Origin of the sequence: Dysgonomonas sp. UBA7630, assembly GCF_002483985.1 — a bacterium.
Lineage (GTDB): Bacteria > Bacteroidota > Bacteroidia > Bacteroidales > Dysgonomonadaceae > Dysgonomonas.
In genome coordinates this window covers 102,110-128,168 of the sequence record NZ_DLIY01000004.1, presented here as the reverse complement: position 1 = coordinate 128,168, position 26,059 = coordinate 102,110, and the positions used below count along the sequence as shown (strand labels likewise).

The window sequence follows — 26,059 nt, the reverse complement described above, 5'->3', positions numbered from 1 at the left end:
TGATTTTATAAATATCGTATTTATTCTTTTTCTCCGTATGCCAAATCTCCGGCATCACCTAATCCGGGAATGATATATGCCGATTCGTTCAGTTCTGGATCGATAGCCGCAGCCCATATTGTAGTCTTTTCCTGAGGGAAGTTTTTTGCACAATAGTCAATAGCTTGCTTGCTTGCTATTATAGTCGCTATATGCACATGGCTTGGCTCACCTTTTGTCAATAGCGCCTGATACGATAAATCCATACTGCCACCTGTAGCTAACATCGGGTCGGTAAGGATCAAAACCTTATTCTCTATTTGTGGAGAAGCGATGTATTCGATGTGGATATGAAAACTTTGATGGTTTTCTCTGTATTTCCTATAGGCAGAAACAAAAGCATTCTCTGCTTTGTCGAAGCATTCCAGAAATCCATGATGAAAAACAAGTCCTGCACGAAGTATTGTAGCGATAACGATAGGGTCGGTAGGCACATTTGTAATCGATGTACCCAGAGGTGTTTGAGTTTCGAGCGGCGCGTAGTTCAGTGTTTTACTGATCTCATAAGCCATTGTTTCTCCTATGCGTTCAACATTTCGTCTGAAACGCATACTATCCTTTTGGATGTCTACATCGCGCAATTCGCTGACAAAACGATTGAGGATAGTGTTTTGCTCTGAAAGATTTATAATTCTCATCTTGATTTTTGACTTTAAAGGTATAAGTTTTCTTTCACATTTCTATTTGTCTTACGTAGGAATTTATTCTTTCCATATTTTCCATGCTGCAATAGCCTGCAGCTCGAGCATTTGAGCCCCATTTTTTATGCTAGCCTTATTCTCTTTACCCAGCCTCAGAAACTTTGTTTCAGCCGGATTATATACCAGATCGAACAGCAGGTGTTTGTCTGTGAGTAGGGTGTATGGAATGTCGGGGGCATTGTCTACGTCCGGGAAAGTGCCGAGTGGCGATGTGTTGACGATGACGGTATATTCCTCCATTACGTGTGAGTCAATATCGCTGTATGATAATTGTCCTTCACTCGGAGTTCTCGATACATATATCCACTCTATGGCTAGTGCATCTAACGCTCCTTTTACCGCTTTGGATGCACCGCCTGTTCCTAATATCAATGCTTTTTTATGGATAGCCGTATTGATAAGCGGCCTGATAGACTCCTGAAATCCGATAATATCGGAGTTGTATCCGATCAATCTTGTTGCATTGTTTTTGTCTCGGATTACTTTTATCACATTTACTGCCCCAATGCTTTCAGCTCCTTTGTCGAGACCATCGAGGTATGGTATTATCTTTTCTTTGTATGGGATTGTTACATTCAGACCTTTCAGATTCGGATAGTTGCGGATAATATCAGTAAATTGAGAGATATCTTCAATCTCAAAATTGAGATACTCTGCATCAATCCCCTCCTTTTCGAATTTTTCGGTAAAGAATTTCTTGGAAAATGAGTGTTTCAGAGGGTATCCGACTAGTCCATACGTGTCCATAATGCTAATTTTTTCTCTATACTGCAAAAAAATAGGATAACTCCAATTTGGTGTTACCCTATTTTTAAATCATTTACCTATTACTTAGAAGCTTCAGGTTTGTATCGGCTATTCAACAGGGTTATCACCTTCTGTGTAATATCATAACCATCTTTGGCTAACAGAACATTATCCAAACCTGTATTGCTAAATATCATTTGGTAGTTGGCTGTTTTGTTCATCTCCTTCAATATCAGGCGAACAGAATCGGCCATCTGTGTATTTACTTTTTGCTGTTCTCTCATGTAATCTTCTTGCAATTTTTGAGCCATTGCATGCAGGTCACTTTCCAATTTTTGGATGCGTGCAGCTTCTTGCTGTGCTCTTTCTTGGCTTAAGAATGCATTGTTTTGAACTTTTCTCTGAAATTCTGCGCCTTCGGCTTCTAGTTGTCTTTGCTTTTGGGTAAGAGTAGCATTTGAACTATTGTACTTTTTCATCAACGCATCATTCGCATCTTTAGCATAATTGTAGTTTATCAAAAGTGAATCTACATTTACATAAGCTATAGGAAGCATGCCGGTAGAGTCTCCTTTTGTGAATGTGAGAGATGAGTCTTCAGTTCCTGTGTTTCCCTTATTAGATGTGAAAAATAAAATGAAAAGGACGATTATTGCAACAGCAAAAACGCCATTAATAATGTAAGAGATATTTTTCATTTATAAAAACATTTAGTTAATCTTATCCTGTAGCAAAAAACAAGGCGCAATTATGCCTGTGTTTTTTAACGACTTGGCAAAGATATATCTTTATGTTAAAACAACATCAATTTTAAACCTTTAAAAGTTGTAAAAAAATTGCATTTTAAGGTATATCTCTTTAATTTTATATGTTATTATGAAAGTGTAAGTAATAATTAAAATATTAATATGACAATTAAAGATTTAAAACCGAGTGGTATATGGAATTATTTCCACGAAATAACTCAAATTCCGAGACCTTCTAAAAAAGAAGAAAAAATAATCGCCTACCTATTAGAATTCGCAAAAAAACATAACCTGCAAGCCAAAAAAGACGATGCAGGCAACGTTTTGATAACAAAACCGGCAACCAAGGGTAAAGAAAATCTTCCGACCGTAATACTCCAAGGGCATGTGGATATGGTGTGCGAGAAAAATAGCGGAACCAAGCACGATTTCGACAACGATCCGATAGAAACCTATATAGATGGAGATTGGCTCAAAGCCAAAGGAACAACCTTGGGTGCTGATAATGGTATGGGGGTTGCTGCTGCTTTGACTATCTTGGCGTCTGATACAATAGAGCATGGCAAGCTCGAATGTTTGTTTACTGTAGACGAAGAAACAGGCTTGACCGGGGCGTATGCTTTAGGAAAAGATTTCCTTACCGGAGATGTGCTTATCAATCTGGATACAGAAGAAGAAGGTGAAATATATATAGGATGTGCCGGAGGTAAGATTACCACTGTTACATTTACATATAAGAAAGAAGAAGTACCTGCAAATTATTTCTGGTTCAAAGTACAAGTAAATGGATTGAACGGAGGACACTCAGGAGCCGAAATTCACAAAGGATTGGGGAATGCCAATAAGATATTGAACCGCTACTTGTGTGAACTCAATAAAAAACAAGATTTGGTCCTTGCCGAGATTGACGGAGGAAACCTTCACAATGCCATTGCCCGCGAGGCTTATGCTATTGCCGGAGTACCTTACAGCAAGAAGGAAGATGTAATCGTAGAATTGAATACATTGGTACCGCAAATTGAAGGCGAACTGAAGGTTGTAGATCCGAATGTAAAAATGACAGTGTCTTCGACAGATACACCGGCTTTTGTTATCGATAAGGAAACAACCGGTAACTTGCTGAACGGAATTTATGCTTGTCCTCATGGTGTATTGGCGATGAGCCATGAAATACCCGATTTGGTAGAAACTTCTACAAATCTGGCATCCGTGAAGATGAAAGAAGGTAATACAATTGTGATAACAACAAGCCAGAGAAGCTCTACCAACTCGTTGAAAGATGATGCGGGTAATATTGTAAATGCAGTATTTACATTGGCTAAAGCTGAGGTTGTGCATTCGGCAGGATATCCCGGATGGAAGCCAAATCCGGACTCTAAAGTATTGGCGGTGGCTAAGAAGGCATACGAAAACCTGTATGGTAAAGAACCTGAAATAATGGCTATACATGCCGGATTGGAGTGTGGTCTGTTCTTAGAAAAATATCCGCATTTGGATATGATTTCATGTGGTCCGACAATTCGCAATGCGCATTCTCCCGAAGAACAGATAGAAATTCCTTCTGTAGCCAAATGGTGGCCTTTCTTATTGGAAGTGTTGAAGAATATTCCGGCTAAATAAAGAAAAGCCGGTTTTAAGAATACGAGTATGGGTGTGTGTAAAAAGTGACTTTGATCGTAAAGGTTTACTTTTGACATACGCTCATATCTTTTTTTCTCTTTTTTTAAGTAGTCAAGTAACAAATACAATCGTATATTGTTCTTATTACTTAGTATTAATTAAATCAATTGAATTATGGATAAAATGAAAGTAGATATATGGTCAGATATAGCTTGTCCGCACTGCTATATTGGAAAACGTAGGCTCGAAAAAGCTTTGGAGCAATTCCCACATCGTAAGAATGTAGAGCTTGTATGGCACAGCTATGAGCTAGATCCTAGCTTGCCGAAGAAAGCCGGAACGCAATCCATTTACAGCTATTTTGCCAAAAAATATGCTATGTCCGAAGATGAGGCTCGCCGTACGCAGGCCAAAGTGGCGCAGATGGCTAAGGGAGTTGGGTTGGACTATGACTTCGATAATCTCGTTGTGGTTAGTACATCCGATGCTTTGAGATTGGTGAAACTGGCAAAGGAGTCTGGTTTGGGAACTGAGGCCGAAGAAGTTTTGTTTGATGCTTATTTTGTCAAAGGTAAGAATATAAGCGACCCTGCTGTGTTGGTACTGTTAGGTACAAGCATCGGTCTGCAAGAAACTGAAGTCTTGGCTATGCTCAATAGTGATAAATATCTTTCGGAAATAAAGAAGGATATAGAATACAGTGAAAACGAGCTGGGATTGGAATATATTCCTTTCTACCTGTTCAACAATAAGCAGGTGGTGCAAGGCTCTATCCCTGTCGAAGACTATCTCAAAGTGCTGAATGAGGCTTATGCCGAATGGGAAGCAAGCGGGGCTTCGTCCGGAAAGGGAGAAGTTATAAGCGGTCAATCGTGCTCGATAGATGGCGTATGTAGCTAATATAGATTCGAAATATAAAGGGGCTGTCTGGTAGTTTTAATTGTTTTTTGTCATGTTAAACGTCTTGAATTGAATATCGGGAGAGGAAAGTGAAGATAATGACAAAGAAGCACTGATGATAAAAAACTATAAGACAGCCTCTTTTCTTGTGATACTAAGACTTTTTGTATAATATTGTCTTTGGATAATGCTAATTGTTTAACGCACAAATTTTTATATTTATAATTATCTAATAGAAAAGGCTTAGTTGCCGAATGTAAAAGGTGACAGATAAAAACAATATAAAAAGTGTTACTTTTGTTACTTTTTAACAATTTGTGAAATGAAAGCTGTTGTATGACAGTCGAATACGAAATAGTCAAAAAGTAACACTAAACCTAATAACTGTAACAAATGGAATATAGAATAGTAGAGCCAAGCAAGATTAATATCTTTTCTTCATTTATGAAGTCCATCGGGGTTTCTGTTGTGCTAGTCTTGTTTCTTATGTTATTTAATAGCTGTCAGGAGGGTAATGACTTTTCGGATAGCGAAGAACTCACACTCTCATTCTCTAATGATACAATTCGTTTCGATACCGTTTTTACAACCTTGGGCTCGGCTACAAAACAGTTTAAGATATATAACAGAAATAATAACTCACTAACCATACAATCCATCGAATTGGTGAACGCTTCAAAAAGCGGTTTCCGTATGAACATCGACGGCGAAAAAGGAACCAGACTCACCAATATGGATATACTCAAAAAGGATAGTCTGTACGGATTTGTTGAGGTAACGGTAGATCCCACCAATACAAAGAACCCTGTACTGATAAGGGATTCGATTCGTCTTGTTGTGAACGGCAACATACAATATGTGCAGTTGGAGGCCGTAGGGCAAGATGTATATATCTGGAAAGACAAGGTGGTGACAACCGACTCGGTGATAACAGGTGATAAACCACTGCTTATATACAATTCGTTTACCATAAATAAAGGTGTGACTCTGGATGTACAAAAAGGAACAACTTTCTTCTTGCGGAACAATGCTTCTGTAGATATATATGGTAGTATCATAGCGCAAGGAACGGTGCAAGAACCGATTGTTTTCAGGGGGAGCCGCTTTGATAATATAGACGGAAATATACCATACGATAATACTCCCGGACAATGGAGCGGAATAATTTTCCATGCCGAGAGTTATGGCAATGTCCTCAATAATGTAATTGTAAAAAATGCAGTGCGGGGAGTAACATTTTCGGCGGCAGATACCCAATACAAGAAAGCTGAATTTACAAATACAATTGTACAGAATACATCAGAGTATGGCTTGTTGGCGACAAACTGTTATATAAACTTTCAGAATTGTCTATTTGCCAATTCAAAAGGTGCGGCTATTTCGTTGATCGGCGGGAAATATAGTTTCTTACATTGCACGCTGGCTAATTATTATAGATGGTCGATGCGTCAAAAGGAGTGTCTAGTTGTCGGGAATGTGTATGAGGGAAAGGCTTATGGTTTGGATAAATGCGATTTTATCAACTCTATTGTATCCGGCTCAGCTTCGGGTGAACTGCTGCTAAGTGGAGTTAGTACGGTCGCGTACAACTATAAATTTCAGAACTGCCTGATTAAAGCCCTTGAACAAAAGAATGAGCACTTTGTAAATACTGTATGGAACGCAGATCCGTTGTTTGTAAATATAAACAATGATAAGGATTATTCATATAATTTCGAACTGCAAGCCACATCACCTGCTATCGGTAAGGCAGACAGATCTTACTCGTTGCTACTACCTTACGATCTAAAAGGACGTTCTAGACTTGCGGATACCGATCCTGATATTGGCTGCTATGAACGGGGTGAGTAAAAGGCTGTTGTTCTTGGTGCTCTTGTGTGCTTTCGTCTTGTTTCTGACGGCGCAGGAAAAGTTTCGGGTCATGTTCTATAACGTTGAAAACCTGTACGACACGAAAGATAATCCGGCTACAAATGATGATGAATTCACTCCCGGTGGACAGTTGCATTGGACTAATTATCGCTATTGGCAGAAGTTGCATAACATAAGCAAAGCCATATCTTCGGTAGGGGAGGGATATCCTCCGGCGATAGTGGGGTTGTGCGAAGTGGAGAACGACTCTGTTCTTTATCATCTTACAAAGCGAACCGCATTACAGAAACATAAATATGAATATGTGATCACTCGGTCGAAAGATCAGAGAGGTTCAAATGTTGCTCTTCTTTATCAACGTGATCAGATAAAGATCGTGAGCCGGAAATCATATACGCCTGATTTAGGAGACTCGGTGCGCTCTACCAGAGATATATTGCATGTCACGGGCAAGGTGATCAATGGTACGTTGTTAGATGTTTTTATTTGTCACTTTCCATCACGGCGTGAAGGTATCCGCAAGACCAGACCGCACCGTATAAAGTGCGCCCAACTGTTGAGGCACAAAGTAGACAGTGTCTTGCACCTTCGTAAAGGGGCTAACATTATCATTATGGGAGACTTTAACGACTACCCGAATGATGTAAGTATGTCCGAAGTGCTCGGAGGAAAAAGGATCGAATCCGATATCTCGGTTAAAGGTTTGTATAACCTTCTTTACGACAGGGTTGACAAAAAGGGAGCAGGCTCTTATAAGTATAAGGGTAAATGGGGTTTTATTGATCAAATAGTTGTCAATGGAAACCTGTTAGAAAAAGGAGGAAAGGTATTTGTAAAAGATAAAACCGTACACGTTTTTTCGGCTGAATTCTTGTTAGAGGCAGACAATAAAAAGTATGGTGGACAAAAACCGTTCAGGACCTATTCAGGCTTCAAATATCTTGGTGGATACAGTGATCATTTACCTATTTATATGAATCTGCTTATCAGTCCCTGATTTATTTGTCGTCCAAGGCTTGACTTACGTTGCCGAACACTGCGGCAAGCAGTACTCTTACCTGTTTTAGCCCTTCCTCGTCTATTCCGTCGAGTGCGGCTTCCATGGTGGTGTAAACAGCTTTTCCGGCTTTTTCCTTGATCGACTTGCCTAAATCGGTGAGATAGATAAGGTTGGACCGACGATCGCTAACCGAAGCATTGCGATACACCAGATTCTGTTTTGTAAGATTATCTAGCAGGCGTGTCATACTAGGCTTATCTTTAAATGTTGAATTACATAACGTCTGTTGTGTAACCCCGTCTTCGCGCCACAGAAAAGCAAGGACAGTCCATTGCTCGGGAGTGATATCCAGACCTTCTTTTTTGAAGTTCCTGTACATCATTCTGTTAATGGCCATCGATACTTTACCGTTGATAATGGGAAATATCAGGTCTAAATCCTGATCTAAGTTCAATGTTTCCTCGGTCTTCATGCATGTTTGTTTTCTGATTTTCATCACAAAAATAAGATAAGAAGTTGGTAAGTACAACAATTTTTGACAGTTTAGCATTTGTTGTTTTGATAAAAAAGCCTATCTTTGCACCTCATTTGTAAAAATGTATGTTTAATTTATAATTAATTAATTTATGAACAATTACGAAACCGTTTTCATTTTAACTCCCGTTTTGTCTGATGTTCAGATGAAGGAAGCGGTAGAAAAATTCAAGACTCTTTTGGTCAATGAAGGGGCCAAAATAGTAAGTGAAGAAAACTGGGGACTTCGCAAATTGGCTTATCCAATTCAGAAGAAATCAACCGGTTTTTATGCGATGTTAGAGTTCGAAGCTGATCCGTCTGTTATCGCTAAACTTGAAATTAACTTCCGTCGCGACGAGCGTGTGATCCGTTTCTTGACTTTCCGTCAAGATAAGTTCTCTCACGAGTATGCATTGAAGAGAAGAAGTTTAAAATCATCTAAAAAAGAAGAAGTAAAGGAGAATTAAGCTATGGCACAACAATCAGAAATCAGATATTTGACTCCGCCTTCAGTTGATGTGAAGAAAAAGAAATATTGCCGTTTCAAAAAGAATGGTATTAAATACATCGACTACAAAGACCCTGAGTTTTTAAAGAAATTCCTTAACGAACAAGGAAAAATTCTTCCTCGTCGTATTACAGGTACATCATTGAAATTCCAACGTCGTGTTGCACAAGCTGTAAAGAGAGCTCGCCATTTGGCTTTGCTTCCTTACGTAACAGACTTAATGAAATAAATAAGGAGGAGTAAGAAATGCAAGTTATATTAAAAGAAGACATCCTTAACTTAGGATATAAAGATGAAGTCGTAACTGTAAAAGACGGTTATGGACGTAACTACCTTATTCCCCAAGGTAAAGCTGTGATAGCATCAGAGTCTGCAAAGAAAGTATTAGCTGAAAACCTAAGACAACGCGCTCACAAACTTGAGAAAATCAAACAAGATGCTCAGGATTTGGCTGCTAAGTTGGAAGGAATTTCACTTACTATTGGTGCAAAAACAAGTTCTACAGGTACTATCTTCGGTTCTGTAACTAATATTCAAATAGCAGAAGCTCTTGAAAAATTAGGCTACAATGTAGATAGAAAAGTTATTCTTATCAAAGAAGCTGTGAAAGAAGTAGGTAGCTACAAAGCTATCGCTAAACTTCACAAAGAAGTTTCTGTAGAAATACCTTTCGAAGTAGTTTCTGAATAATTATCGAAATTATATATAGTAGGGAGGCGGTTATTGAAAATAATCGCCTCTTTCGTTTTATGGTATAGCCATCTCACGGTAGATTTATAATTTCTATCACTATTTTAGACCTGCATTTCTATATTATTTCTTGTAACATCAAATTATCACTGTATTTAAGAATATTATATTAATAGGTGTACTATATTATGGTTTCTGTGATATAGAAGAATTCTATATTGTATAATTTGAGTTTAAAGTGTTGATTTCTAGTGTTAATACATATCTATGAATATTATAATAGCATGTTGTTTATGATGTTATTTATAAAAATTGTAACTTAGCAAGGATTTGAAAATTAACTTTTCAGGCATTTGCTTGTTTAATTATATAAAATAACAAACGATAATATAAGAATAAGATGAAAATTGGATTCGTTGGATTAGGTAAGATGGGCGGCAAAATGGTAGAACGCCTTTTGAATCATGGACATGAAGTCGTAGTTTATAACCTTACTCAGAAAGAAGTTGATGAGGCTGCCTCTAAGGGTGCTATTCCGGCTACAAGCATAAAGGATTTAGTAAATAAACTGGAAGGACGCAAGCTTGTGTGGCTGATGGTTCCGGCAGGAAAACCTGTGGATGAAAACATTGCGGAACTATTGACGCTACTTAGCCCGAATGATATAATCGTAGACGGAGGAAACAGCTACTGGAGAGAAACTGTAGAGAGAGGAAAGAAAATAAAAGAAAAAGGAGTTCATTGCCTCGACTGTGGCACCAGTGGCGGTGTATGGGGATTACAGAATGGCTACTGCCTTATGTATGGTGGAGACAAAGAAGCTTGTGACTTTGCAGAGCCTATATTCAAAAGCCTGGCTCCCGAAAACGGATATATGCGTTGTGGAGAAAGTGGTGCAGGTCATATGGTGAAAATGGTGCATAATGGTATCGAATACGGTATGATGCAGGCTTATGCCGAAGGTTTTGAGATAATGAAGAACTCACCATACGGGGTAGACTTGGAAAAAGTATCACGTGTGTGGATGGAGGGTTCGGTTGTTCGTTCATGGTTGCTCGAGCTGATCGGTAATGCATTGGAGGGTAACGAAAATCTTGACGGAATCAAAGATTATGTAGCCGATAGCGGAGAAGGTCGCTGGACAGTGCAAACAGCAATGGACTTTGATGTTCCTGCTCATGTTATTACAGCATCGCTTTTCACTCGTTTCGAGTCACGACAAGAAACTTCGTATGCAATGAAACTTCTTGCTGCCATGCGTAATCAGTTTGGTGGTCACGAAATCAAAAAAGACTAAGCCCCGCAGTATCTCCGAGGAAATATTGAAAAGAATATAACGAAATGCTAACTTAAAAACTTCCCTTTTGGGGGAGAATGGAGGGGCTAATGAAATCAAAATCAATACAAGACCAAGCTTTGATTATTTTCGGAGCTTCTGGTGATTTAACATACCGAAAGCTGATACCGGCTATATTTGACTTGCATAAACAAAATTCACTACCCAAGAATTTTGCTGTGCTTGGTGTAGCTCGTAGTCAGTTTACAGACGATACCTTCCGCGATAAGATGAAGGATGGTATCAAGCAGTTTGCATTGGCAAAAGATGCTTTGGATGAAGAAATAGAGCAGTTTTGCCAGAAGTTGCATTATCTGCCAATCAATACAGATGACGGGACAGAATATTCCAAATTGAAAGTACGGCTCGAAGCTCTCGATAAGGAAGAGGGTACAGCAGGTAATTATATATTTTACTTGTCAACGCCACCTTCGCTCTATCCGCTTATACCTAAGTTTTTGGCAGAGCAAGGGTTGAATCAGGAGAATGGTAATTTTAGACGGATTATTATCGAAAAGCCTTTTGGTATTGATCTTAAATCTGCTGTGGAGCTGAATGTTTCGCTTCAGGAAAGTTATGATGAAGATCAGATATATCGTATAGACCATTATCTGGGTAAAGAGACTGTGCAAAATATGTTGGTAACACGTTTTGCGAATGGTATTTACGAACCCCTTTGGAACAGAAACTATATAAGCCATGTGGAAATAACTGCTGCTGAGAGCATCGGCGTAGAAAACAGAGGTGGCTATTACGATCATTCGGGAGCACTCCGTGATATGGTGCAAAACCACTTATTGCAGTTGCTGGCTTTGGTGGCAATGGAACCGCCAATGTCTATAGACTCTGTTTCGATTCGCAACGAGAAATTGAAAGTTTTTCAGGCTCTACGACCTATGTCGAACGATGACTTGTTTAAGAATGTTATTCGTGGGCAATACACTGCAGCTAACGTTAAAGGAAAATATGCCAAGGGATACCGTGAGGAAAAAGATGTGGATGCCGATTCCCGTACCGAAACCTATGTGGCTATGAAGCTCTTTATAGACAACTGGCGCTGGGGTGGAGTTCCTTTCTATATACGCACAGGTAAACGTTTGCCGACTCGTGTCTCTGAAGTTGTTATTCACTTCAAACCTGCACCTCAGAAATTATTTCCCGAAAGTGCAGATATGAGTAACGACGAAAATCAATTGGTGATACGTATTCAGCCGGATGAAGGTCTTTTGTTGAAAACAAAGATGAAAGTACCCGGAAGTGGCTATCAGGTTAAGAATGTGAATATGGACTTTCATTATTCACAACTACAGGATACTTATCTGCCTGAGGCTTACGAACGTCTTTTACTCGATTGTATGGTTGGCGATTCTACTCTGTATATCCGTGGCGATGCTTTGGAGGCTACATGGAAGTTTGTACAACCGTTGCTCGACTTCTGGGAGAAGAACCCCGATGCTCCCTTACATGGCTATCCTTCCGGCTCGTGGGGGCCAAATTGTGCCGATGAGCTGATTGAGGGTAAAAACCTCACATGGAGATATCCTTGTAAGAACCTGTCTGATGATGGAATATATTGTGAATTATGATAAAAGAAGAGATTAACATTTATTCGGATGCGAAAGCCCTGAGTGAGGGTTTTACGGCATTTTTGCAAAAGTTAATGGATGTATATCCGCGTGTAAACCTTGCATTGTCTGGTGGAACTACCCCAAAAGTGATTTTTGACTATTGGGCAGAAAACTGTAAAGATTCAATCGACTGGCAGCGACTGTTTTTCTTTTGGGGTGACGAACGCTGCGTTCCGCCCGAAAATGTTATGAATAATTATGGAATGACAAAGGATCATTTGTTTGACAAAGTTCCCAAAATTCCGAATAATAACATTTTCCGTATTCATGGCGAGAATGAGCCTGAAGAAGAGGCTGAATGGTATAGCAAAATTTTGGAAACAAAAGTTATGCAGCGCCGTAATGCTCCTTGCTTCGAAATCGTAATGCTGGGTCTGGGTGACGATGGACACACTGTCTCTATTTTCCCCGATCAGATATCATTGTGGGATAGCAAAGACTTCTGTGTGATAGGTGAGCATCCCGAAAGTAAAATGAAACGTGTAAGCCTTAGCGGTCAGGTAGTGAATAATGCACAGTATGTCGTTTTTCTTGCTACAGGAAAGAACAAAGCTGAGAAGGTAAGGGATATCATTAAAAACAGAGAACAGTTTTTGAATAAATATCCGGCTGCTAAAGTAAATCCAAAGAAAGGATATCTTTATTGGTTCTTAGATGAGGAAGCAGCAAGTTTGTTGTAAACGAAGCATCAAAATATATATCGTAAGAAGTTATCTCGCATAGGGGTAGCTTCTTTTTTTATATGTTAAAGATGGGTGAAATGGCGTATTGAATAGTCTTATGTTTCTTCTTTTGATTTGTATCCGGCTATGAATTCATTGTGTCGCAAAATGCGATTACTTTCTCCAGATAATCTCTGTTGTTTGACAATCGTGGAATTTTGTTCTGTCCTCCAAGTTTGCCAAGATGCTTTAGCCATTCGTTAAAAGTTCCTTTCGGTAGGCTTCTTACAATTGGCATATTCAGCGATAGGTTGTATGAACGCTTGGCTTCGTAGTCAGAGTTTACCTTTTTTAGTTCGCTGTCTAATAAACGGGTGAAATCTTCGAGGCTGTTGGGTTCTACAGTAAACTCTATCAGCCATTCATGTGCTCCGTTGTTGTTATCTCCAAAGTAAACGGGAGCGGCTGTATATTCGTTTATTTGTGCGCCCGTGATCTTGCATGCTTCAGCCAGAGCTTTTTCGGCATTGTCTATAATCAGTTCTTCGCCAAAGGCATTGATGAAGTTCTTGGTGCGCCCTGTTATATGAAACAGGTAAGGAGTAGTAGACGAAAACTCTATTGTATCGCCTATCATATATCTCCAAAGCCCTCCGTTTGTTGAAATAATTATAGCGTAATTCTGTCCGGTTTCTACTTCATCCAGTGTTAATGCTTTGGGATTTTCCTTGTCCCATTCACTCATCGGGACAAATTCGTAGTAGATGCCACTATCCAACATTAACAGCATTTCTTTAGAGTTTTTGGAGAACTGTACCCCAAAGAAACCTTCCGATGCATTATATGTTTCCCAATAGTACATATCGGGCTTTTGTATCAGTTTCTTGTATTGCTCTTCGAATGGAGTAAAGCTCACGCCACCATGAAAGAAAACTTCCAGATTAGGCCATATATCAGTGAGGTCGCGTCCGGTATCTGTCTTTATCTTTTTCAATAAGACGAGTAGCCATGAAGGTACGCCCATAAAAGCCCTCACATCGTTTTTTATAGCATAGTCGGTCAGTGCCTGCAACTTCGTTTCCCAATCAGGTAATAAGGAGATACTTTCGGGTGTACGGCTAAGCTTTGCCCAGAAATATAGATTCTTGATAAGGATAGCAGAGATGTCTCCTGTGAATATGCCGTCACCTATGTTGTTTATTTGCTTGCTGCCGCCTAGTACTAGTGTTTTGCCAAAAAAGAATTTAGCATCCTTATTGGCTTGTGCATAGATAGCAAGCATTTGCTCTCCGCACTTGTAATGTCCTTTGGTGAGTGATTCGTGAGTTACGGGTATGTATTTACTCTTATCCTCTGTAGTGCCCGACGACATGGCAAACCAACGTACGGGCTTGTTCCAAAGTACATTTTGTTCTTTATTTACAATGATCCGATCCAGATAGGGGCGCAAATCTTCGTAGTGGAAGATTGGAACCTGTTTTCTGAAATCGTCTTTGTTTTTTATAGCCGAAAAATTGAACTGCTGCCCAAAGAATGTTTGCTCACCGTTGCGGAGCAGATATTCCAATATCTTCTCTTGCGTTTCGATAGGTTTGTTGATAAAGCTATCAATCTCTTTGTATCGGTAATCCAGATACTTGTGAGCGATTCGGGTAATCATCCGATTTTACTTATTTTTCGGAGCTTTTCTTCGTCTATAATTTTTATTTTGCGACCATCCAGCGTAATGATATGTTCGTCAACAAACGTTGACAAGGTGCGGATGGCATTTGATGTAGTCATATTGGACAAGTTAGCCAAGTCTTCCCTTGAAAGGTAGATGCTTATTGTAGCACCGTCTTCTTCAAGTCCGTAATTCTCGATAAGGAATATCAACGATTCGGCCAAACGTCCACGGATATGCTTCTGAGTGAGGTTTACAACCCGCTCGTCTGCTATTCCAAGGTCTATTGCCAATTCTTTTATAAAGAAACTTCCTAATTTAGAATTTGATGCGACTATCTCGTTGATAAGTTTCATTGGTATGAAACAGATGGTAGAGGGTTCGAAAGCCGAAGCAGCCGTGACGTAAGGTTGGTTGGCAAAAAAGGCGCGGTATCCAAAATACTGAGTAGGTCTTATCATTCTGATAATCTGGCTGCGTCCGCCAACACCGTCTTTGTATATTTTCACTTTCCCTCTACACAGGCACATCAATTCCATTGGAATTTCTTCTTCCCTGTATATCACTTCATTTTTCTTGAAGTCCATAATTCTCGCATTAGCGGCAATTATAGTTTGTTCTTTGTCATTCAACAGATTCCATATTTCAGGAATACTTTCCGACAAGCTAACAGCATTACTATCTGTCATCATTCAAAACTGATAATGTAAAATATGTTATAAGCAAAGTTAATCAAAAAATATTATAAAACATGTTGCAAAACATCTTTTTAACGCATGCCCCTCTTTTTTATATAATTTTTTTGTGCTTGAAAGGCCTTTTGTATACTCAAATATCACGTAATGTGTAGAGTAGGTGGCTCGAATTTTTTCTTTTGCTTGTATTTATACATGCGGAAGTGTTTCGTTTCTAAAAAAAGTAACAACCAGCGGTCACAGGAGCGGAGCGTATGTAAAAGTAACAGATTTCTTCCCTCTTTTTAAGTGTTACTTTTCGCTTTCGGTTGATGAAGGTAAATATTTCTAAGATTAGATAATTTGTTATTTGAAAAATGACGCTTCTGATTTTATAATTTACAGCTAAGCTCTCTCTTGTTTTGTTAAGTTTTTTGCACTGATATACCTAAATAATTCAGAAAGTATGAATTGTGTAAAAGTTAGTTTGTTAATAAACTATCTAATGTTTTAGTATGTTAAACAAATAAAGTTTTTATATTTCACTTTGAATATTACAATAATAAGACTATTTTTGCACCACCAAAAAATAGAGTGGTGTTTTTACTCCATTTGCATTTCGATTGAAATTTGTAACAATAACTAAATAAACTCGTTAAGATGAATGTATCTCTAACAAATGTAGATAGTGTAAACGCTATATTACAAATAAATGTAACGAAAGAGGATTATCAAGAAAAGCTTGATAACGCACTTAAGACATTCCGAAAAAAAGCTAATATACCGGGATTCCGTCCGGGAACTGTACCTATGGGTATGGTGAAAAAAATGTATGGTAAATCGATTTTGGCAGAAGAAGTAAACAAGCTTGTTGGCGAAAATCTATATAAATATATACAAGACAACAAACTAAATGTATTGGGTGAGCCTCTTCCGAACGAAGAAAAGCAACAACCAATAGATTTCTCACTCGAAGGTGACTATGAATTTTATTTCGACGTGGCTCTTGCTCCGGAAATAAAATTATCACTGACAAAAAAAGATAAAGTAAAATATTATGCTATTGAGGTAGACGAAGAGCTTGTTGATAAACAAATCGCTTCGTACAAAGCTAACTATGGCAAATATGAAAAAATAGAAGAAGGTGCAAAAGAAACAGACCTTATCAGAGGTACAATCTCTGAATTGGAAGATGGTAAGGTAAAAGAAGGTGGCATCTTTGTAGAAGCCGGTATTGTAATGCCTTCGTATATGAAAGACGAAGCAGAGCAAGCTAAATTTGTAGGTGCAAAAGCCGGAGATGTGATTGTATTCAATCCGGGTAAAGCTTACAATGGCAACGAAACAGAAATCGCATCTATGCTTCATATCGAAAAGGATGCGGTAGAAACAATAGCTGCTGAGTTCCAGTTTGCTATCACAGAGATCACTCGTTATCAGGAAGCAGAGCTTGACCAAGATCTATTCGATAAGGTTTTTGGTGCAGGCAATGTAACTACCGAAGCTGACTTCAAAGCAAAAGTAAAAGAAACTATAGCAGAGCAGTTTGCGCCGGATAGTGACTACAAATTCCTGTTGGATGCGAAAGAACTTCTTGAAAAGAAAACAGGAGACTTGCAATTCCCTGATGCATTCCTCAAAAGATGGCTTATTGCTTCGGGCGAAGAAAGAACTGCTGAATCTGTAGAAGCAGATTATCCGAAAATCATAGCAGATCTTAAATTCCACCTGATAAAAGAGCAAATAGCAAAAGATAACGATATCAAGATCGAAAACGAAGATATGAAAATCATTGCTATGCAAGCGGCAAGAGCTCAGTTTGCTCAATATGGAATGATGAATCTTCCTGACGAAATGGTTGAGAACTATGCAAATGATATGTTGAAAAACAAAGACAATGCACGCAACCTGCTCGATCGCGCAATGGAAAATAAGATCATCGACGTATTGAAATCAAAACTTGGACTCGAAGAAACTGTAATCTCGCTTGACGAGTTCCGCAAGTTCTTTGAGAAAGAAGAAGCAGCTGAAGCAGAAACAGAAGCGTAAATGAAAAAAAGATAAAAATAACGGACAGGAAGGATAGTGTTTTCTTTCTGTCCGTTTGTCTTTAACATTATAAATAAGGAAAATACATACATTATTATTCCAGCTTTTCAATTTTTTATTTATAACTTTGTTTATAAGAAATGAGGCTGTGCTATTAGCCTCTTTTTTATGCCTGTACGAGTGGCATGATAATTGTTTATAGTAATAATGGTAAAACATTATTTAATAAAAAAAGAAAATGTTGTGAACAATGAATTTAGAAAGTATGCAACGAAGCATCTAGGCTTGAATGGGCTAGCTCTTGATAAATATATCGATATAACAAGCAGTTATATATCACCTACTATTATCGAAGAACGTCAGTTGAATGTTGCTCAGATGGATGTGTTCTCTCGTTTGATGATGGATCGTATTATCTTTTTGGGAACTCAGATCGACGACTATACAGCCAATGTAATACAGGCTCAATTGCTATATCTTGATTCTGCCGATTCGGGCAAAGATATATCTATTTATATAAATTCTCCCGGAGGATCGGTATATGCAGGTTATGGAGTTTATGACACTATGCAGTTTATCAACAGCGATGTGTCTACAATCTGTACAGGTATTGCAGCATCTATGGCAGCCGTATTGCTTGTTGCCGGAGAGAAAGGGAAACGCTTTGCATTGAAGCATTCACGCGTTATGATTCACCAACCGCTGGGAGGTGCTCAGGGACAAGCTTCAGATATCGAAATCACAGCTCGTGAGATTGGTAAGGTAAAAAAAGAACTTTATACTATTATTTCAGACCACTCGGGACAACCATTTGACAGAGTGGCACTAGACTCAGACCGTGACTACTGGATGACTTCGGCTGAGGCTAAAGACTATGGAATGGTGGATGATGTTTTGATGAAAAATAAACAATAATTCAAAAATCAGATTCATTTACTCATAAAAGATAAATGGCAAAAAAAGATACTAACGGCTATTGCAGTTTCTGTGGCAGAAGCGATAAGGATGTAAATATGCTTATCTCCGGTATGTCGGCTGACATCTGCGATAGCTGTGCTGAACAAGCATATCAGATTGTAAAAGAAAGCGTAGAGGCAAAGAAAACATCTTTGGGTATAGATAAAACACAATTGCCCGACCCAAAGACGATAAAAGAGTATCTTGACGGATATATTATCGGTCAGGAGAATGCCAAGCGCTATCTGTCTGTGGCTGTTTATAACCACTACAAACGTATACTACAAGGGAAGGAAGATGATATAGAAATAGAAAAGTCGAATATCATTATGGTTGGCCCTACAGGTACAGGAAAAACATTGTTGGCACGTACCATCGCCAAACTACTGCATGTCCCTTTCGCAATCGTAGACGCAACCGTGCTTACCGAAGCCGGATACGTAGGCGAAGATATAGAAAGCATTCTTACCCGGCTGTTGCAAGCCTCCGACTATGATGTGGCAGCAGCAGAAAGAGGAATTGTTTTTATCGATGAAATTGACAAAATAGCCCGTAAGAGCGACAATCCATCAATCACCCGTGATGTTAGCGGTGAGGGGGTACAGCAGGGCTTACTTAAATTGCTGGAAGGGTCGATTGTAAACGTTCCGCCTCAAGGAGGACGTAAACATCCTGACCAGAAGATGATTGCCGTAGATACCAAAAACATATTATTTGTGTGTGGTGGAGCTTTCGACGGTATCGAAAGGAAGATAGCGCAACGGTTGAATACAATGGTTGTGGGTTATGCTTCATCTAAAAACAACGCGCAGGTAGACCGTAACAATCTGCTGCAATATGTAGCACCTCAGGATTTGAAGTCTTTCGGACTGATCCCTGAGATTATAGGACGTCTGCCTATTTTGACATATCTTGACGCTCTGGATAGGAGTGCTCTTCGCCGGATACTTACCGAGCCGAAAAACTCTATCATTAAGCAGTATGTCAAATTGTTCAAAATGGATGGCGTTGATCTTACCTTCGAAGATGATGTATATGAGTACATTGTAGACAAGGCAGTGGAATATAAATTGGGAGCAAGAGGATTGAGATCCATAGTCGAAACCATCATGATGGATGCTATGTTTAATATCCCTTCCACAAAGCAGGCTCAACTGCATGTTACTAAAGAGTACGCCGTAGAGCAATTGGAGAACTCACAAGTCGTAAAACTAAGAAATTCATTATAAAGTTTGTTTTTTTGACAAAAAATAGCCTATTTTATATTGGAGAATTAAATTTAGGGGTTTATCTTCGTAATAATTAATAGCCTATTTATATGCCGGATATAGAGGATATATTGACGTGTTCATTGAAAAAGCATTTTGGCTTTGACAATTTTAAAGGTAACCAGAAGGCAATAATTCAAAACTTGCTGGATGGAAGAGATACCTTTGTGTTGATGCCTACGGGTGGCGGAAAGTCCCTCTGCTATCAGCTACCGGCACTCTTGATGGAGGGAACAGCAGTAATTATTTCTCCCCTGATAGCCCTGATGAAAAATCAGGTGGATGCCATGCGAAATTTTAGTGAAGAGGACGGCGTAGCGCACTTCATGAATTCGTCACTAAACAAAGCTGCGATAGAACAAGTAAAAGGTGATATACTTTCGGGAAAGACAAAACTATTATATGTAGCACCCGAATCTCTTACAAAAGAAGAGAATATAGACTTTCTGCGTCAGATAAAAATATCGTTTTATGCTATCGATGAGGCACATTGTATTTCGGAGTGGGGGCACGACTTCCGTCCTGAATACAGACGTATACGTCCCATTGTAAACGAAATAGGCAAGCATCCTATCATTGCACTTACTGCTACGGCAACACCAAAAGTGCAAATGGATATACAGAAGAACCTTGGAATGGTGGAAGCAGATGTGTTTAAATCATCATTCAACAGGGAAAACCTCTATTACGAAGTTCGTTCAAAAACGGATAAAGTAGATAAGGATATAATAAAATACATTAAATCGCAAGGCACAAAGTCTGGAATTATATATTGTTTGAGTAGAAAGAAGGTAGAAGAGTTTGCCGAAATATTACAAACAAATAATATCAATGCATTGCCGTACCATGCCGGACTAGACCCAAGTACACGCTCTGCCAATCAGGATGCTTTTCTGATGGAAAAAGTGAATGTAATTGTAGCTACCATTGCATTTGGTATGGGAATTGATAAGCCCGATGTGCGCTATGTGATTCACTACGATATGCCAAAGAGCCTTGAAGGATACTACCAGGAAACCGGTAGAGCCGGACGCGATGGTGGTGAAGGAAAATGTATAGCGTTTTATTCATTCAAAGACTTACAGAAACTGGAGAAATTTATGCAGGGTAAGCCCGTTGCTGAACAGGAAATAGGAAAACAGCTACTCCTTGAGACCGCAGCATACGCCGAAACTGCATTATGCCGGAAGAAAGTACTTCTTCATTATTTTGGAGAAGAATATAAAGAGAAAAATTGTGGGAACTGTGACAATTGTGTAAATCCTAAAAAACAAGTGGAAGCTAAAGATTTATTATTGACGGCTATTGAAGCTGTAATTGCATTAAAAGAAAAGTTTAAAACTGATTACGTTATCAATATCTTGAGAGGTAAAGAAACCTCCGAGATAGAAACGTACGGGCATCAGGATTTAGATGTATTTGGATCAGGTGATGATACCGATGATGAAACATGGAACGCCGTTATACGTCAGGCATTAATAGCCGGGTATTTTGATAAGGATATCGAAAATTACGGCTTACTGAGAGTAACCAAAAAAGGAAAAGATTTCTTGAAAAAACCGGCATCGTTCAAGATTACCACAGCAGACGAAGAAGACTTGTCTGATGATGAGAATATCGATGATGTAGTGGTGAAAGGCGGCGGAGGAGGATCGGCAGTAGATCCGGTTTTGTTTTCTATCATGAAAGATCTTCGCAAGAAGATGGCAAAACACAACAATGTTCCCCCATACGTGATATTTCAAGACCCCTCTCTGGAGGCTATGGCTACAATCTACCCGATAACAATGGAGGAATTGCAAAATATTCCGGGGGTAGGAGCAGGAAAAGCAAAGAGATATGGGACAGAGTTTCTTGAAATAATAAAGAAGCACGTTGAAGAAAACGAAATAGAACGACCTGAAGATTTACGTGTAAAAACAGTAGCAAACAAATCGAAACTAAAAGTAGCCATCGTACAGGCTATCGACCGCAAAGTAGCATTAGACGACTTGGCCGAATCGAAAGGAATTGATTTTGCTGAATTGCTGAGCGAAGTAGAAGCTATCGTATTTTCAGGAACAAAAATAAATATAGATTATTTCCTCAGAGAGGTTATTGATGAAGACCATCTCGACGATATATTTGAATATTTTCAAGAAGCAGAATCGGACGATCTGGAAGCTGCGATCAATGAACTTGGCGAATATTCTGAAGACGAAATACGCCTTGTCAGGATCAAGTTTATCTCCGATATGGCTAACTAAAGAATGAAGAGAAAAGCAATTTTTCCGGGGACATTCGATCCCTTTACAATAGGACATTATTCATTAGTGAAACGATCTCTCGAATTGGTAGATGAGATCGTTATTGCTATTGGAGTGAATGATACCAAGAAAACTTACTTTCCGCTCGACAAGCGCATCGATATGATCCGTTCTTTGTATAAAGGCGACAGCCGCATAGTGGTAGGTACTTATGATAGCCTTACTGTGGACTATGCCAAAGAAACAGGATCAAATTTTATAATACGTGGAATCCGTTCTGTAAATGATTTCGAATACGAAAAAACGATTGCCGATATGAACAGAAATATATCGGGAATAGAGACAATCGTACTCTTTACCGAACCGGAACTAACACATATCAGTTCTACTATTGTACGCGAACTGTTGCGATTCGGACACGATGTCAGTCAGTTTATACCCAAAGGTATGAGTCTGGACTGAATAATGATTAATTAAAAATCAGATGTAATCAGCGTTACCTGCGATTACCCAAAATGTAATTCTAGTATGAAAAGAGTTCTAATGTCGGTTCTCGGTTTTTTTGTCATTGTTTTGGCCGCCTCTGCTCAGTTTAAGATGAGCGAAGGATCTAAGAAAGTAGCTACAACAATTGCCGTTATTGAGAATATGTATGTAGATAAGGTAGACGACGGCAAATTGGCCGAAGATGCAGTGAAAGCTTTGTTAGAAAAACTCGACCCTCACTCTACATATATCAGTGCCGATGAGGTAAAAGATATGAACGAGCCGCTGGAAGGTAATTTCGATGGTATAGGTATATCTTTCAATATGCTTACGGATACACTTTATGTTATCGAAGCGCTTCCGGGAGGGCCATCCGAGAAGGTAGGTCTTAGGGCAGGAGACAAGATATTGTATGTAGACGATACGCTTATTGCCGGAGTTAAAATGTCTACCAAAGATGTTATGTCACGTCTTAAAGGCCCGAAAGGAACATCTGTAAACTTGAAAGTACAACGCAAGGGAATAGCTGATTTACTAAGCTTTAAGATTATTCGCGACAAAATTCCGATCTATAGTATCGATGCCACTTACATGGTGGATAAGACTACAGGCTATATACGCATCATAAGATTTGGAGCAACCACTACCGAAGAATTCAGAAAAGCGCTTCAGAAGCTTAAAGAAAAGGGTATGGAGAATCTTATTCTCGACCTGGAATATAATGGTGGAGGATACATGGCTCCGGCTACTGAAATAGCTGATGATTTTCTGGATGCAGGCAAGTTGGTTGTATATACCGAAGGCTTACGTCAGCCGAGAAGAGATGAAGTTTCCACAGCTAAAGGCGCATTCGAGAAAGGACGTCTTGTCGTACTTATCAATGAAGGTTCTGCTTCGGCTAGTGAAATCTTGTCAGGAGCCGTGCAGGATTGGGATAGAGGTGTTATTGTCGGTCGTCGCAGTTTCGGGAAAGGGCTTGTTCAACGACAAATACCGCTTCCTGACGAATCGATGATAAGGCTCACTGTTGCCCGTTATTATACTCCTACTGGACGCTCTATACAAAAACCGTATACAAAGGGAGATATTATGTCATACAACCTGGATGTAATAGAACGCTATAATAAAGGCGAGATGATGCATGCTGATAGTATACATTTTCCTGATTCATTGAAATATACAACTTTGTTGAATCACCGTACGGTATATGGCGGAGGAGGTATCATGCCCGACTATTTTGTGCCTGCCGATACTACATTTGCATCAGAATATTACCGAAAAATCTGGAACAAAGGCATAACGCTGCGCATAGCTTATAATGAGGTAGATAATCACAGAACGGAGATTTTGCAAAAATATCCTACAGCAACGGACTTCTATAAGCAATATCAAGTTTCGGACGAGATTATGAATAAACTAATCGCAGCCGGAAAAGATGAAAAAGTGGACTTTGATGAGGATGGATATGAGAAGTCGAAAGAAACACTCAAGCGTCAGATAAAAGCATATATAGCACGTGATGTATATGATACGGAGACGATGGTGAGGGTATTCAACGAAGATAGCGAAACTTTTAAGAAAGCATACGAGATTATACGGAATGAGAAAATGTATAACGGATTGCTCAAAGGTAAATAAGAAATAAAATAAAAAAGAGCTGTATTCAAAATGCAGCTCTTTTGATTAATAGGAATAGAAGAATATATACAGCCTTATGATAACGATTAATATTGAAGAACGTCATTTGATAGAAGAGATAATTTCGAAAAACACCATATGCTATGTCGGTATGATAGATAAGGGAGGTTTCCCGTATGTTATACCTATGAATTTCGGTTATCAAGATGATGTTATCTACCTACATTCGGCACAGGAGGGCAAGAGTATCGAATCCCTTCATATAAACCCGAATGTATGTATCACTTTCTGTGGTGAGTCGTCATTAACTTATCAGAATGAAGAGGTAGCATGTAGTTATCGTATGAAAGGAAGTAGTGTTATTTGCAGGGGCAAGGTCGTATTCGAAGAAGATTACGATAATAAAGTGAAGGCTTTGGACATAATGATGAAGAAATACACAACAAGGGCATTCACTTATTCTAAGCCGGCTGTAAATAACGTAAAGATTTGGAAAGTAGAGATCGATTCTATTTCATCAAAAGTATTTGGTGTTCCTCACCCAAATTCACGAAACTACAAAGATCAGCTCGAATTTTAGATAAGATGATTCGTTGCCAGATATTTCCACAATGGGGCGGCGTGCATAGATTGCCTGATCTCATCTTTTTTCAATAGTTCTATCAACTCGTCGATAGATAGCAGATGAACAGAAATATCTTCGGTATCTTCTAAATGCTGTTCCGATATCTTTTCCACATCGGTAGCCAGAAAACAGTAAGTAGTGTTGGTGTGTGTACCCGGATTTGCCGAAGTGGTCATTAATAGCTCCCATTTCCCGTTTCCGTAGCCGGTTTCTTCGAGGAGTTCCCTTCTTGCAGAAACTTCTGCGCTAGGGTCTTCTTCTTCGCATACTCCTGCACATAGCTCTAGCGAAGTGCATTGCAGTCCGTGCCTGTATTGACGTACCATCACAAACCGTTTGTCTTTGGTTATTGCTATGGTGCATACCCAGTCGGGATATTCGTATACATAATAATTTTGAATTTGGTTTCCGTTCGGTAGTTCTACATGATCTTTCCGTACGGTAAACCAAGGCTCTTGCGAAAGATATTCACTATTTAATACCTTCCACTTTTTATTATCTGTATCACTCATTTTTTTGCTGTTAATACGTTGTTGGAATTTTTATTTCTCTAGAACCACTACGTTCATCAAGATGTTTTTAAGAGGCTTGTCTTTTTCGTTGGTTCTTGCTCTTTGTATTTTATCCACAACGTCCATTCCTTCTATTACCTCGCCGAAAACGGTGTATTCATTGTCCAGAAAAGGAGTGCCACCCCTTGTTTTGTAGTATTCCCGCTGCTCGTCTGTATATGATACCTCAGCCTTTCGGGCTTTGGCTTGCTCATCCGCTTGTTTCAGCCAATCAGCACGCATTGCAGATGCAGATATACTATCGCCGCTCTTTAGTAATGCTTTCAGATCATCAAGATGTGCCGATTGTATTTCCTTATATATCTTTTGCTTAAAACGTTCGAAACGTTGTTTTTCTATCTCTGATAATTTATCGTCGAAGCATAATTCACCTGTCACTATATAGAACTGAGATGCATCAGAGGCTTTTGTCGGATTTTCGGCATCGCCCCATCGTGCGGCTGCCAGTACTCCTCGTTTGTGGTATAGCTGAGGAAACTTTATTTCGGCAGGGATTGTGTCACCCAGCGTTTTTTCTTCTTTCAATGCTGCAGAATCTGCAATATTCCTTGTTTGAGGATCTCCACCCTGTATCATAAAATCATTGATAACTCGGTGAAACGTAAGGTTTTTATAAAATCCTTCTTCTGCTAGTTTCAGAAAATTATCTCTATGTCCCGGAGTTTCATTATAGAGCTTAACTTTTATATTGCCATAGCTTGTTTGTATAACGACTATGGGTTCTTTTGGTTTATTATTACACATAGTGAATAAAAAGATTAGACAGGCGATACATATATTTCTCATATCATTTTTCTGTATGAAGTCAGACAAAGATAATGTTTTTTGAGCTCTTATTTTGAAATAATAGAAGCTTCGAATCGATATTTCAGAATCTTTTTATACTAAGGTTCTAAGTAATGAATAATAATTGCTT

Annotated in this window: 25 protein-coding genes; 17 read left to right on the top strand and 8 right to left on the bottom strand. The window is 39.0% G+C overall.

Annotation, left to right across the window (positions count from 1 at the left end):
- Positions 1-20 precede the first annotated feature (20 nt).
- The 3 genes from upp to B3P17_RS02180 form a co-directional block, all read right to left on the bottom strand.
- The gene (gene upp / locus B3P17_RS02190; RefSeq protein ID WP_291103034.1) at positions 21-677 is read right to left on the bottom strand and encodes a uracil phosphoribosyltransferase; all 657 of its coding nucleotides are present in this window, start codon (positions 675-677) and stop codon (positions 21-23) included.
- 63 nt (positions 678-740) lie between these two features.
- Positions 741-1,487, bottom strand: coding sequence for a shikimate dehydrogenase family protein (locus B3P17_RS02185; protein WP_291103031.1), 747 nt, complete (start codon positions 1,485-1,487; stop codon positions 741-743).
- Positions 1,488-1,567: 80 nt separating this feature from the next.
- Positions 1,568-2,185 (bottom strand): OmpH family outer membrane protein, encoded by a 618-nt coding sequence (locus B3P17_RS02180; protein WP_006843300.1) that lies wholly within the window; start codon positions 2,183-2,185, stop codon positions 1,568-1,570.
- A gap of 210 nt (positions 2,186-2,395) precedes the next feature.
- Here B3P17_RS02180 and B3P17_RS02175 point away from each other — a divergent pair, with 210 nt between their 5' ends.
- From B3P17_RS02175 to B3P17_RS02160, 4 genes are all read left to right on the top strand, one after another.
- Entirely contained in the window at positions 2,396-3,853 is a 1,458-nt protein-coding gene (locus B3P17_RS02175) for an aminoacyl-histidine dipeptidase (RefSeq protein ID WP_291103026.1), read from the top strand.
- A gap of 174 nt (positions 3,854-4,027) precedes the next feature.
- The gene (locus B3P17_RS02170; RefSeq protein WP_291103023.1) at positions 4,028-4,753 is read left to right on the top strand and encodes a DsbA family oxidoreductase; all 726 of its coding nucleotides are present in this window, start codon (positions 4,028-4,030) and stop codon (positions 4,751-4,753) included.
- Between the two features lie 393 nt (positions 4,754-5,146).
- Positions 5,147-6,604, top strand: coding sequence for a right-handed parallel beta-helix repeat-containing protein (locus B3P17_RS02165; protein WP_291103020.1), 1,458 nt, complete (start codon positions 5,147-5,149; stop codon positions 6,602-6,604).
- Positions 6,558-7,622 (top strand): hypothetical protein, encoded by a 1,065-nt coding sequence (locus B3P17_RS02160; RefSeq protein WP_291103017.1) that lies wholly within the window; start codon positions 6,558-6,560, stop codon positions 7,620-7,622. The genes B3P17_RS02165 and B3P17_RS02160 overlap by 47 nt, the downstream gene beginning before the upstream one ends.
- A gap of 1 nt (position 7,623) precedes the next feature.
- Here the strand turns inward: B3P17_RS02160 and B3P17_RS02155 are convergent, their stop codons facing one another.
- Complete coding sequence (locus tag B3P17_RS02155) at positions 7,624-8,097, bottom strand: MarR family winged helix-turn-helix transcriptional regulator (RefSeq protein WP_135104813.1); 474 nt, start codon at positions 8,095-8,097, stop codon at positions 7,624-7,626.
- A 154-nt stretch (positions 8,098-8,251) separates the two neighbouring features.
- Here B3P17_RS02155 and rpsF point away from each other — a divergent pair, with 154 nt between their 5' ends.
- The 6 genes from rpsF to pgl all read left to right on the top strand — a co-directional run bounded on the left by rpsF (position 8,252) and on the right by pgl (position 12,983).
- Positions 8,252-8,608, top strand: a complete 357-nt coding sequence (gene rpsF / locus B3P17_RS02150) for a 30S ribosomal protein S6 (protein WP_006843294.1) — start codon at positions 8,252-8,254, stop codon at positions 8,606-8,608.
- A gap of 3 nt (positions 8,609-8,611) precedes the next feature.
- Positions 8,612-8,878, top strand: coding sequence for a 30S ribosomal protein S18 (gene rpsR, locus B3P17_RS02145; RefSeq protein ID WP_006798740.1), 267 nt, complete (start codon positions 8,612-8,614; stop codon positions 8,876-8,878).
- Positions 8,879-8,895: 17 nt separating this feature from the next.
- A complete protein-coding gene (gene rplI, locus B3P17_RS02140) occupies positions 8,896-9,339 on the top strand; it encodes a 50S ribosomal protein L9 (protein ID WP_006843293.1) in 444 nt (147 codons plus the stop codon).
- A 400-nt stretch (positions 9,340-9,739) separates the two neighbouring features.
- Entirely contained in the window at positions 9,740-10,636 is an 897-nt protein-coding gene (gene gnd / locus B3P17_RS02135) for a phosphogluconate dehydrogenase (NAD(+)-dependent, decarboxylating) (RefSeq protein ID WP_291103010.1), read from the top strand.
- Between the two features lie 89 nt (positions 10,637-10,725).
- Positions 10,726-12,261 carry a glucose-6-phosphate dehydrogenase gene (zwf, locus tag B3P17_RS02130; protein ID WP_252638595.1) on the top strand — a complete coding sequence of 512 codons (1,536 nt, stop codon included), beginning with the start codon at positions 10,726-10,728 and terminating at the stop codon, positions 12,259-12,261.
- On the top strand, positions 12,258-12,983 hold the full coding sequence (gene pgl / locus B3P17_RS02125) for a 6-phosphogluconolactonase (protein WP_252638596.1): 726 nt from the start codon (positions 12,258-12,260) through the stop codon (positions 12,981-12,983). Before zwf ends, pgl begins: the two co-directional genes overlap by 4 nt.
- A gap of 127 nt (positions 12,984-13,110) precedes the next feature.
- Here pgl and B3P17_RS02120 read toward each other — a convergent pair whose 3' ends face one another.
- Together B3P17_RS02120 and B3P17_RS02115 are read right to left on the bottom strand one after the other, a co-directional pair.
- Positions 13,111-14,625 carry a GH3 auxin-responsive promoter family protein gene (locus B3P17_RS02120; protein WP_252638597.1) on the bottom strand — a complete coding sequence of 505 codons (1,515 nt, stop codon included), beginning with the start codon at positions 14,623-14,625 and terminating at the stop codon, positions 13,111-13,113.
- On the bottom strand, positions 14,622-15,317 hold the full coding sequence (locus B3P17_RS02115) for a Crp/Fnr family transcriptional regulator (RefSeq protein WP_135105280.1): 696 nt from the start codon (positions 15,315-15,317) through the stop codon (positions 14,622-14,624). The genes B3P17_RS02120 and B3P17_RS02115 overlap by 4 nt, the downstream gene beginning before the upstream one ends.
- Positions 15,318-15,962: 645 nt before the next feature.
- Here B3P17_RS02115 and tig point away from each other — a divergent pair.
- The 7 genes from tig to B3P17_RS02080 all read left to right on the top strand — a co-directional run bounded on the left by tig (position 15,963) and on the right by B3P17_RS02080 (position 24,526).
- Complete coding sequence (gene tig, locus B3P17_RS02110; RefSeq protein ID WP_252638598.1) at positions 15,963-17,351, top strand: trigger factor; 1,389 nt, start codon at positions 15,963-15,965, stop codon at positions 17,349-17,351.
- 207 nt (positions 17,352-17,558) lie between these two features.
- Entirely contained in the window at positions 17,559-18,266 is a 708-nt protein-coding gene (gene clpP / locus B3P17_RS02105) for an ATP-dependent Clp endopeptidase proteolytic subunit ClpP (protein WP_291103005.1), read from the top strand.
- A 35-nt stretch (positions 18,267-18,301) separates the two neighbouring features.
- Positions 18,302-19,537 (top strand): ATP-dependent Clp protease ATP-binding subunit ClpX, encoded by a 1,236-nt coding sequence (clpX, locus tag B3P17_RS02100; protein ID WP_252638600.1) that lies wholly within the window; start codon positions 18,302-18,304, stop codon positions 19,535-19,537.
- A gap of 89 nt (positions 19,538-19,626) precedes the next feature.
- A complete protein-coding gene (gene recQ / locus B3P17_RS02095; RefSeq protein WP_252638601.1) occupies positions 19,627-21,822 on the top strand; it encodes a DNA helicase RecQ in 2,196 nt (731 codons plus the stop codon).
- A gap of 3 nt (positions 21,823-21,825) precedes the next feature.
- Positions 21,826-22,284 (top strand): pantetheine-phosphate adenylyltransferase, encoded by a 459-nt coding sequence (gene coaD / locus B3P17_RS02090; RefSeq protein ID WP_252638602.1) that lies wholly within the window; start codon positions 21,826-21,828, stop codon positions 22,282-22,284.
- Positions 22,285-22,350: 66 nt separating this feature from the next.
- The gene (locus tag B3P17_RS02085; protein ID WP_135104823.1) at positions 22,351-23,946 is read left to right on the top strand and encodes a S41 family peptidase; all 1,596 of its coding nucleotides are present in this window, start codon (positions 22,351-22,353) and stop codon (positions 23,944-23,946) included.
- A gap of 76 nt (positions 23,947-24,022) precedes the next feature.
- The gene (locus tag B3P17_RS02080) at positions 24,023-24,526 is read left to right on the top strand and encodes a pyridoxamine 5'-phosphate oxidase family protein (protein WP_135104824.1); all 504 of its coding nucleotides are present in this window, start codon (positions 24,023-24,025) and stop codon (positions 24,524-24,526) included.
- Here B3P17_RS02080 and B3P17_RS02075 read toward each other — a convergent pair.
- Together B3P17_RS02075 and B3P17_RS02070 are read right to left on the bottom strand one after the other, a co-directional pair.
- Positions 24,523-25,083: an NUDIX hydrolase gene (locus tag B3P17_RS02075; RefSeq protein ID WP_252638603.1), complete on the bottom strand. Its 561-nt coding sequence runs from the start codon at positions 25,081-25,083 to the stop codon at positions 24,523-24,525. The two genes, B3P17_RS02080 and B3P17_RS02075, sit on opposite strands and share 4 nt — an antisense overlap.
- Before the next feature lie 30 nt (positions 25,084-25,113).
- Positions 25,114-25,887, bottom strand: a complete 774-nt coding sequence (locus tag B3P17_RS02070) for a peptidylprolyl isomerase (RefSeq protein ID WP_252638604.1) — start codon at positions 25,885-25,887, stop codon at positions 25,114-25,116.
- Positions 25,888-26,059 lie beyond the last annotated feature (172 nt).

Bases quoted from the DNA above. Each gene is read 5' to 3' on its own strand.
- upp (WP_291103034.1), bottom strand. From the start codon at position 677: ATGAGAATTATAAATCTTTCAGAGCAAAACACTATCCTCAATCGTTTT.
- B3P17_RS02185 (WP_291103031.1), bottom strand. From the start codon at position 1,487: ATGGACACGTATGGACTAGTCGGATACCCTCTGAAACACTCATTTTCC.
- B3P17_RS02180 (WP_006843300.1), bottom strand. From the start codon at position 2,185: ATGAAAAATATCTCTTACATTATTAATGGCGTTTTTGCTGTTGCAATA.
- B3P17_RS02175 (WP_291103026.1), top strand. From the start codon at position 2,396: ATGACAATTAAAGATTTAAAACCGAGTGGTATATGGAATTATTTCCAC.
- B3P17_RS02170 (WP_291103023.1), top strand. From the start codon at position 4,028: ATGGATAAAATGAAAGTAGATATATGGTCAGATATAGCTTGTCCGCAC.
- B3P17_RS02165 (WP_291103020.1), top strand. From the start codon at position 5,147: ATGGAATATAGAATAGTAGAGCCAAGCAAGATTAATATCTTTTCTTCA.
- B3P17_RS02155 (WP_135104813.1), bottom strand. From the start codon at position 8,097: ATGAAGACCGAGGAAACATTGAACTTAGATCAGGATTTAGACCTGATA.
- rpsF (WP_006843294.1), top strand. From the start codon at position 8,252: ATGAACAATTACGAAACCGTTTTCATTTTAACTCCCGTTTTGTCTGAT.
- rpsR (WP_006798740.1), top strand. From the start codon at position 8,612: ATGGCACAACAATCAGAAATCAGATATTTGACTCCGCCTTCAGTTGAT.
- rplI (WP_006843293.1), top strand. From the start codon at position 8,896: ATGCAAGTTATATTAAAAGAAGACATCCTTAACTTAGGATATAAAGAT.
- gnd (WP_291103010.1), top strand. From the start codon at position 9,740: ATGAAAATTGGATTCGTTGGATTAGGTAAGATGGGCGGCAAAATGGTA.
- zwf (WP_252638595.1), top strand. From the start codon at position 10,726: ATGAAATCAAAATCAATACAAGACCAAGCTTTGATTATTTTCGGAGCT.
- pgl (WP_252638596.1), top strand. From the start codon at position 12,258: ATGATAAAAGAAGAGATTAACATTTATTCGGATGCGAAAGCCCTGAGT.
- B3P17_RS02120 (WP_252638597.1), bottom strand. From the start codon at position 14,625: ATGATTACCCGAATCGCTCACAAGTATCTGGATTACCGATACAAAGAG.
- B3P17_RS02115 (WP_135105280.1), bottom strand. From the start codon at position 15,317: ATGACAGATAGTAATGCTGTTAGCTTGTCGGAAAGTATTCCTGAAATA.
- tig (WP_252638598.1), top strand. From the start codon at position 15,963: ATGAATGTATCTCTAACAAATGTAGATAGTGTAAACGCTATATTACAA.
- clpP (WP_291103005.1), top strand. From the start codon at position 17,559: ATGGTAAAACATTATTTAATAAAAAAAGAAAATGTTGTGAACAATGAA.
- clpX (WP_252638600.1), top strand. From the start codon at position 18,302: ATGGCAAAAAAAGATACTAACGGCTATTGCAGTTTCTGTGGCAGAAGC.
- recQ (WP_252638601.1), top strand. From the start codon at position 19,627: ATGCCGGATATAGAGGATATATTGACGTGTTCATTGAAAAAGCATTTT.
- coaD (WP_252638602.1), top strand. From the start codon at position 21,826: ATGAAGAGAAAAGCAATTTTTCCGGGGACATTCGATCCCTTTACAATA.
- B3P17_RS02085 (WP_135104823.1), top strand. From the start codon at position 22,351: ATGAAAAGAGTTCTAATGTCGGTTCTCGGTTTTTTTGTCATTGTTTTG.
- B3P17_RS02080 (WP_135104824.1), top strand. From the start codon at position 24,023: ATGATAACGATTAATATTGAAGAACGTCATTTGATAGAAGAGATAATT.
- B3P17_RS02075 (WP_252638603.1), bottom strand. From the start codon at position 25,083: ATGAGTGATACAGATAATAAAAAGTGGAAGGTATTAAATAGTGAATAT.
- B3P17_RS02070 (WP_252638604.1), bottom strand. From the start codon at position 25,887: ATGTGTAATAATAAACCAAAAGAACCCATAGTCGTTATACAAACAAGC.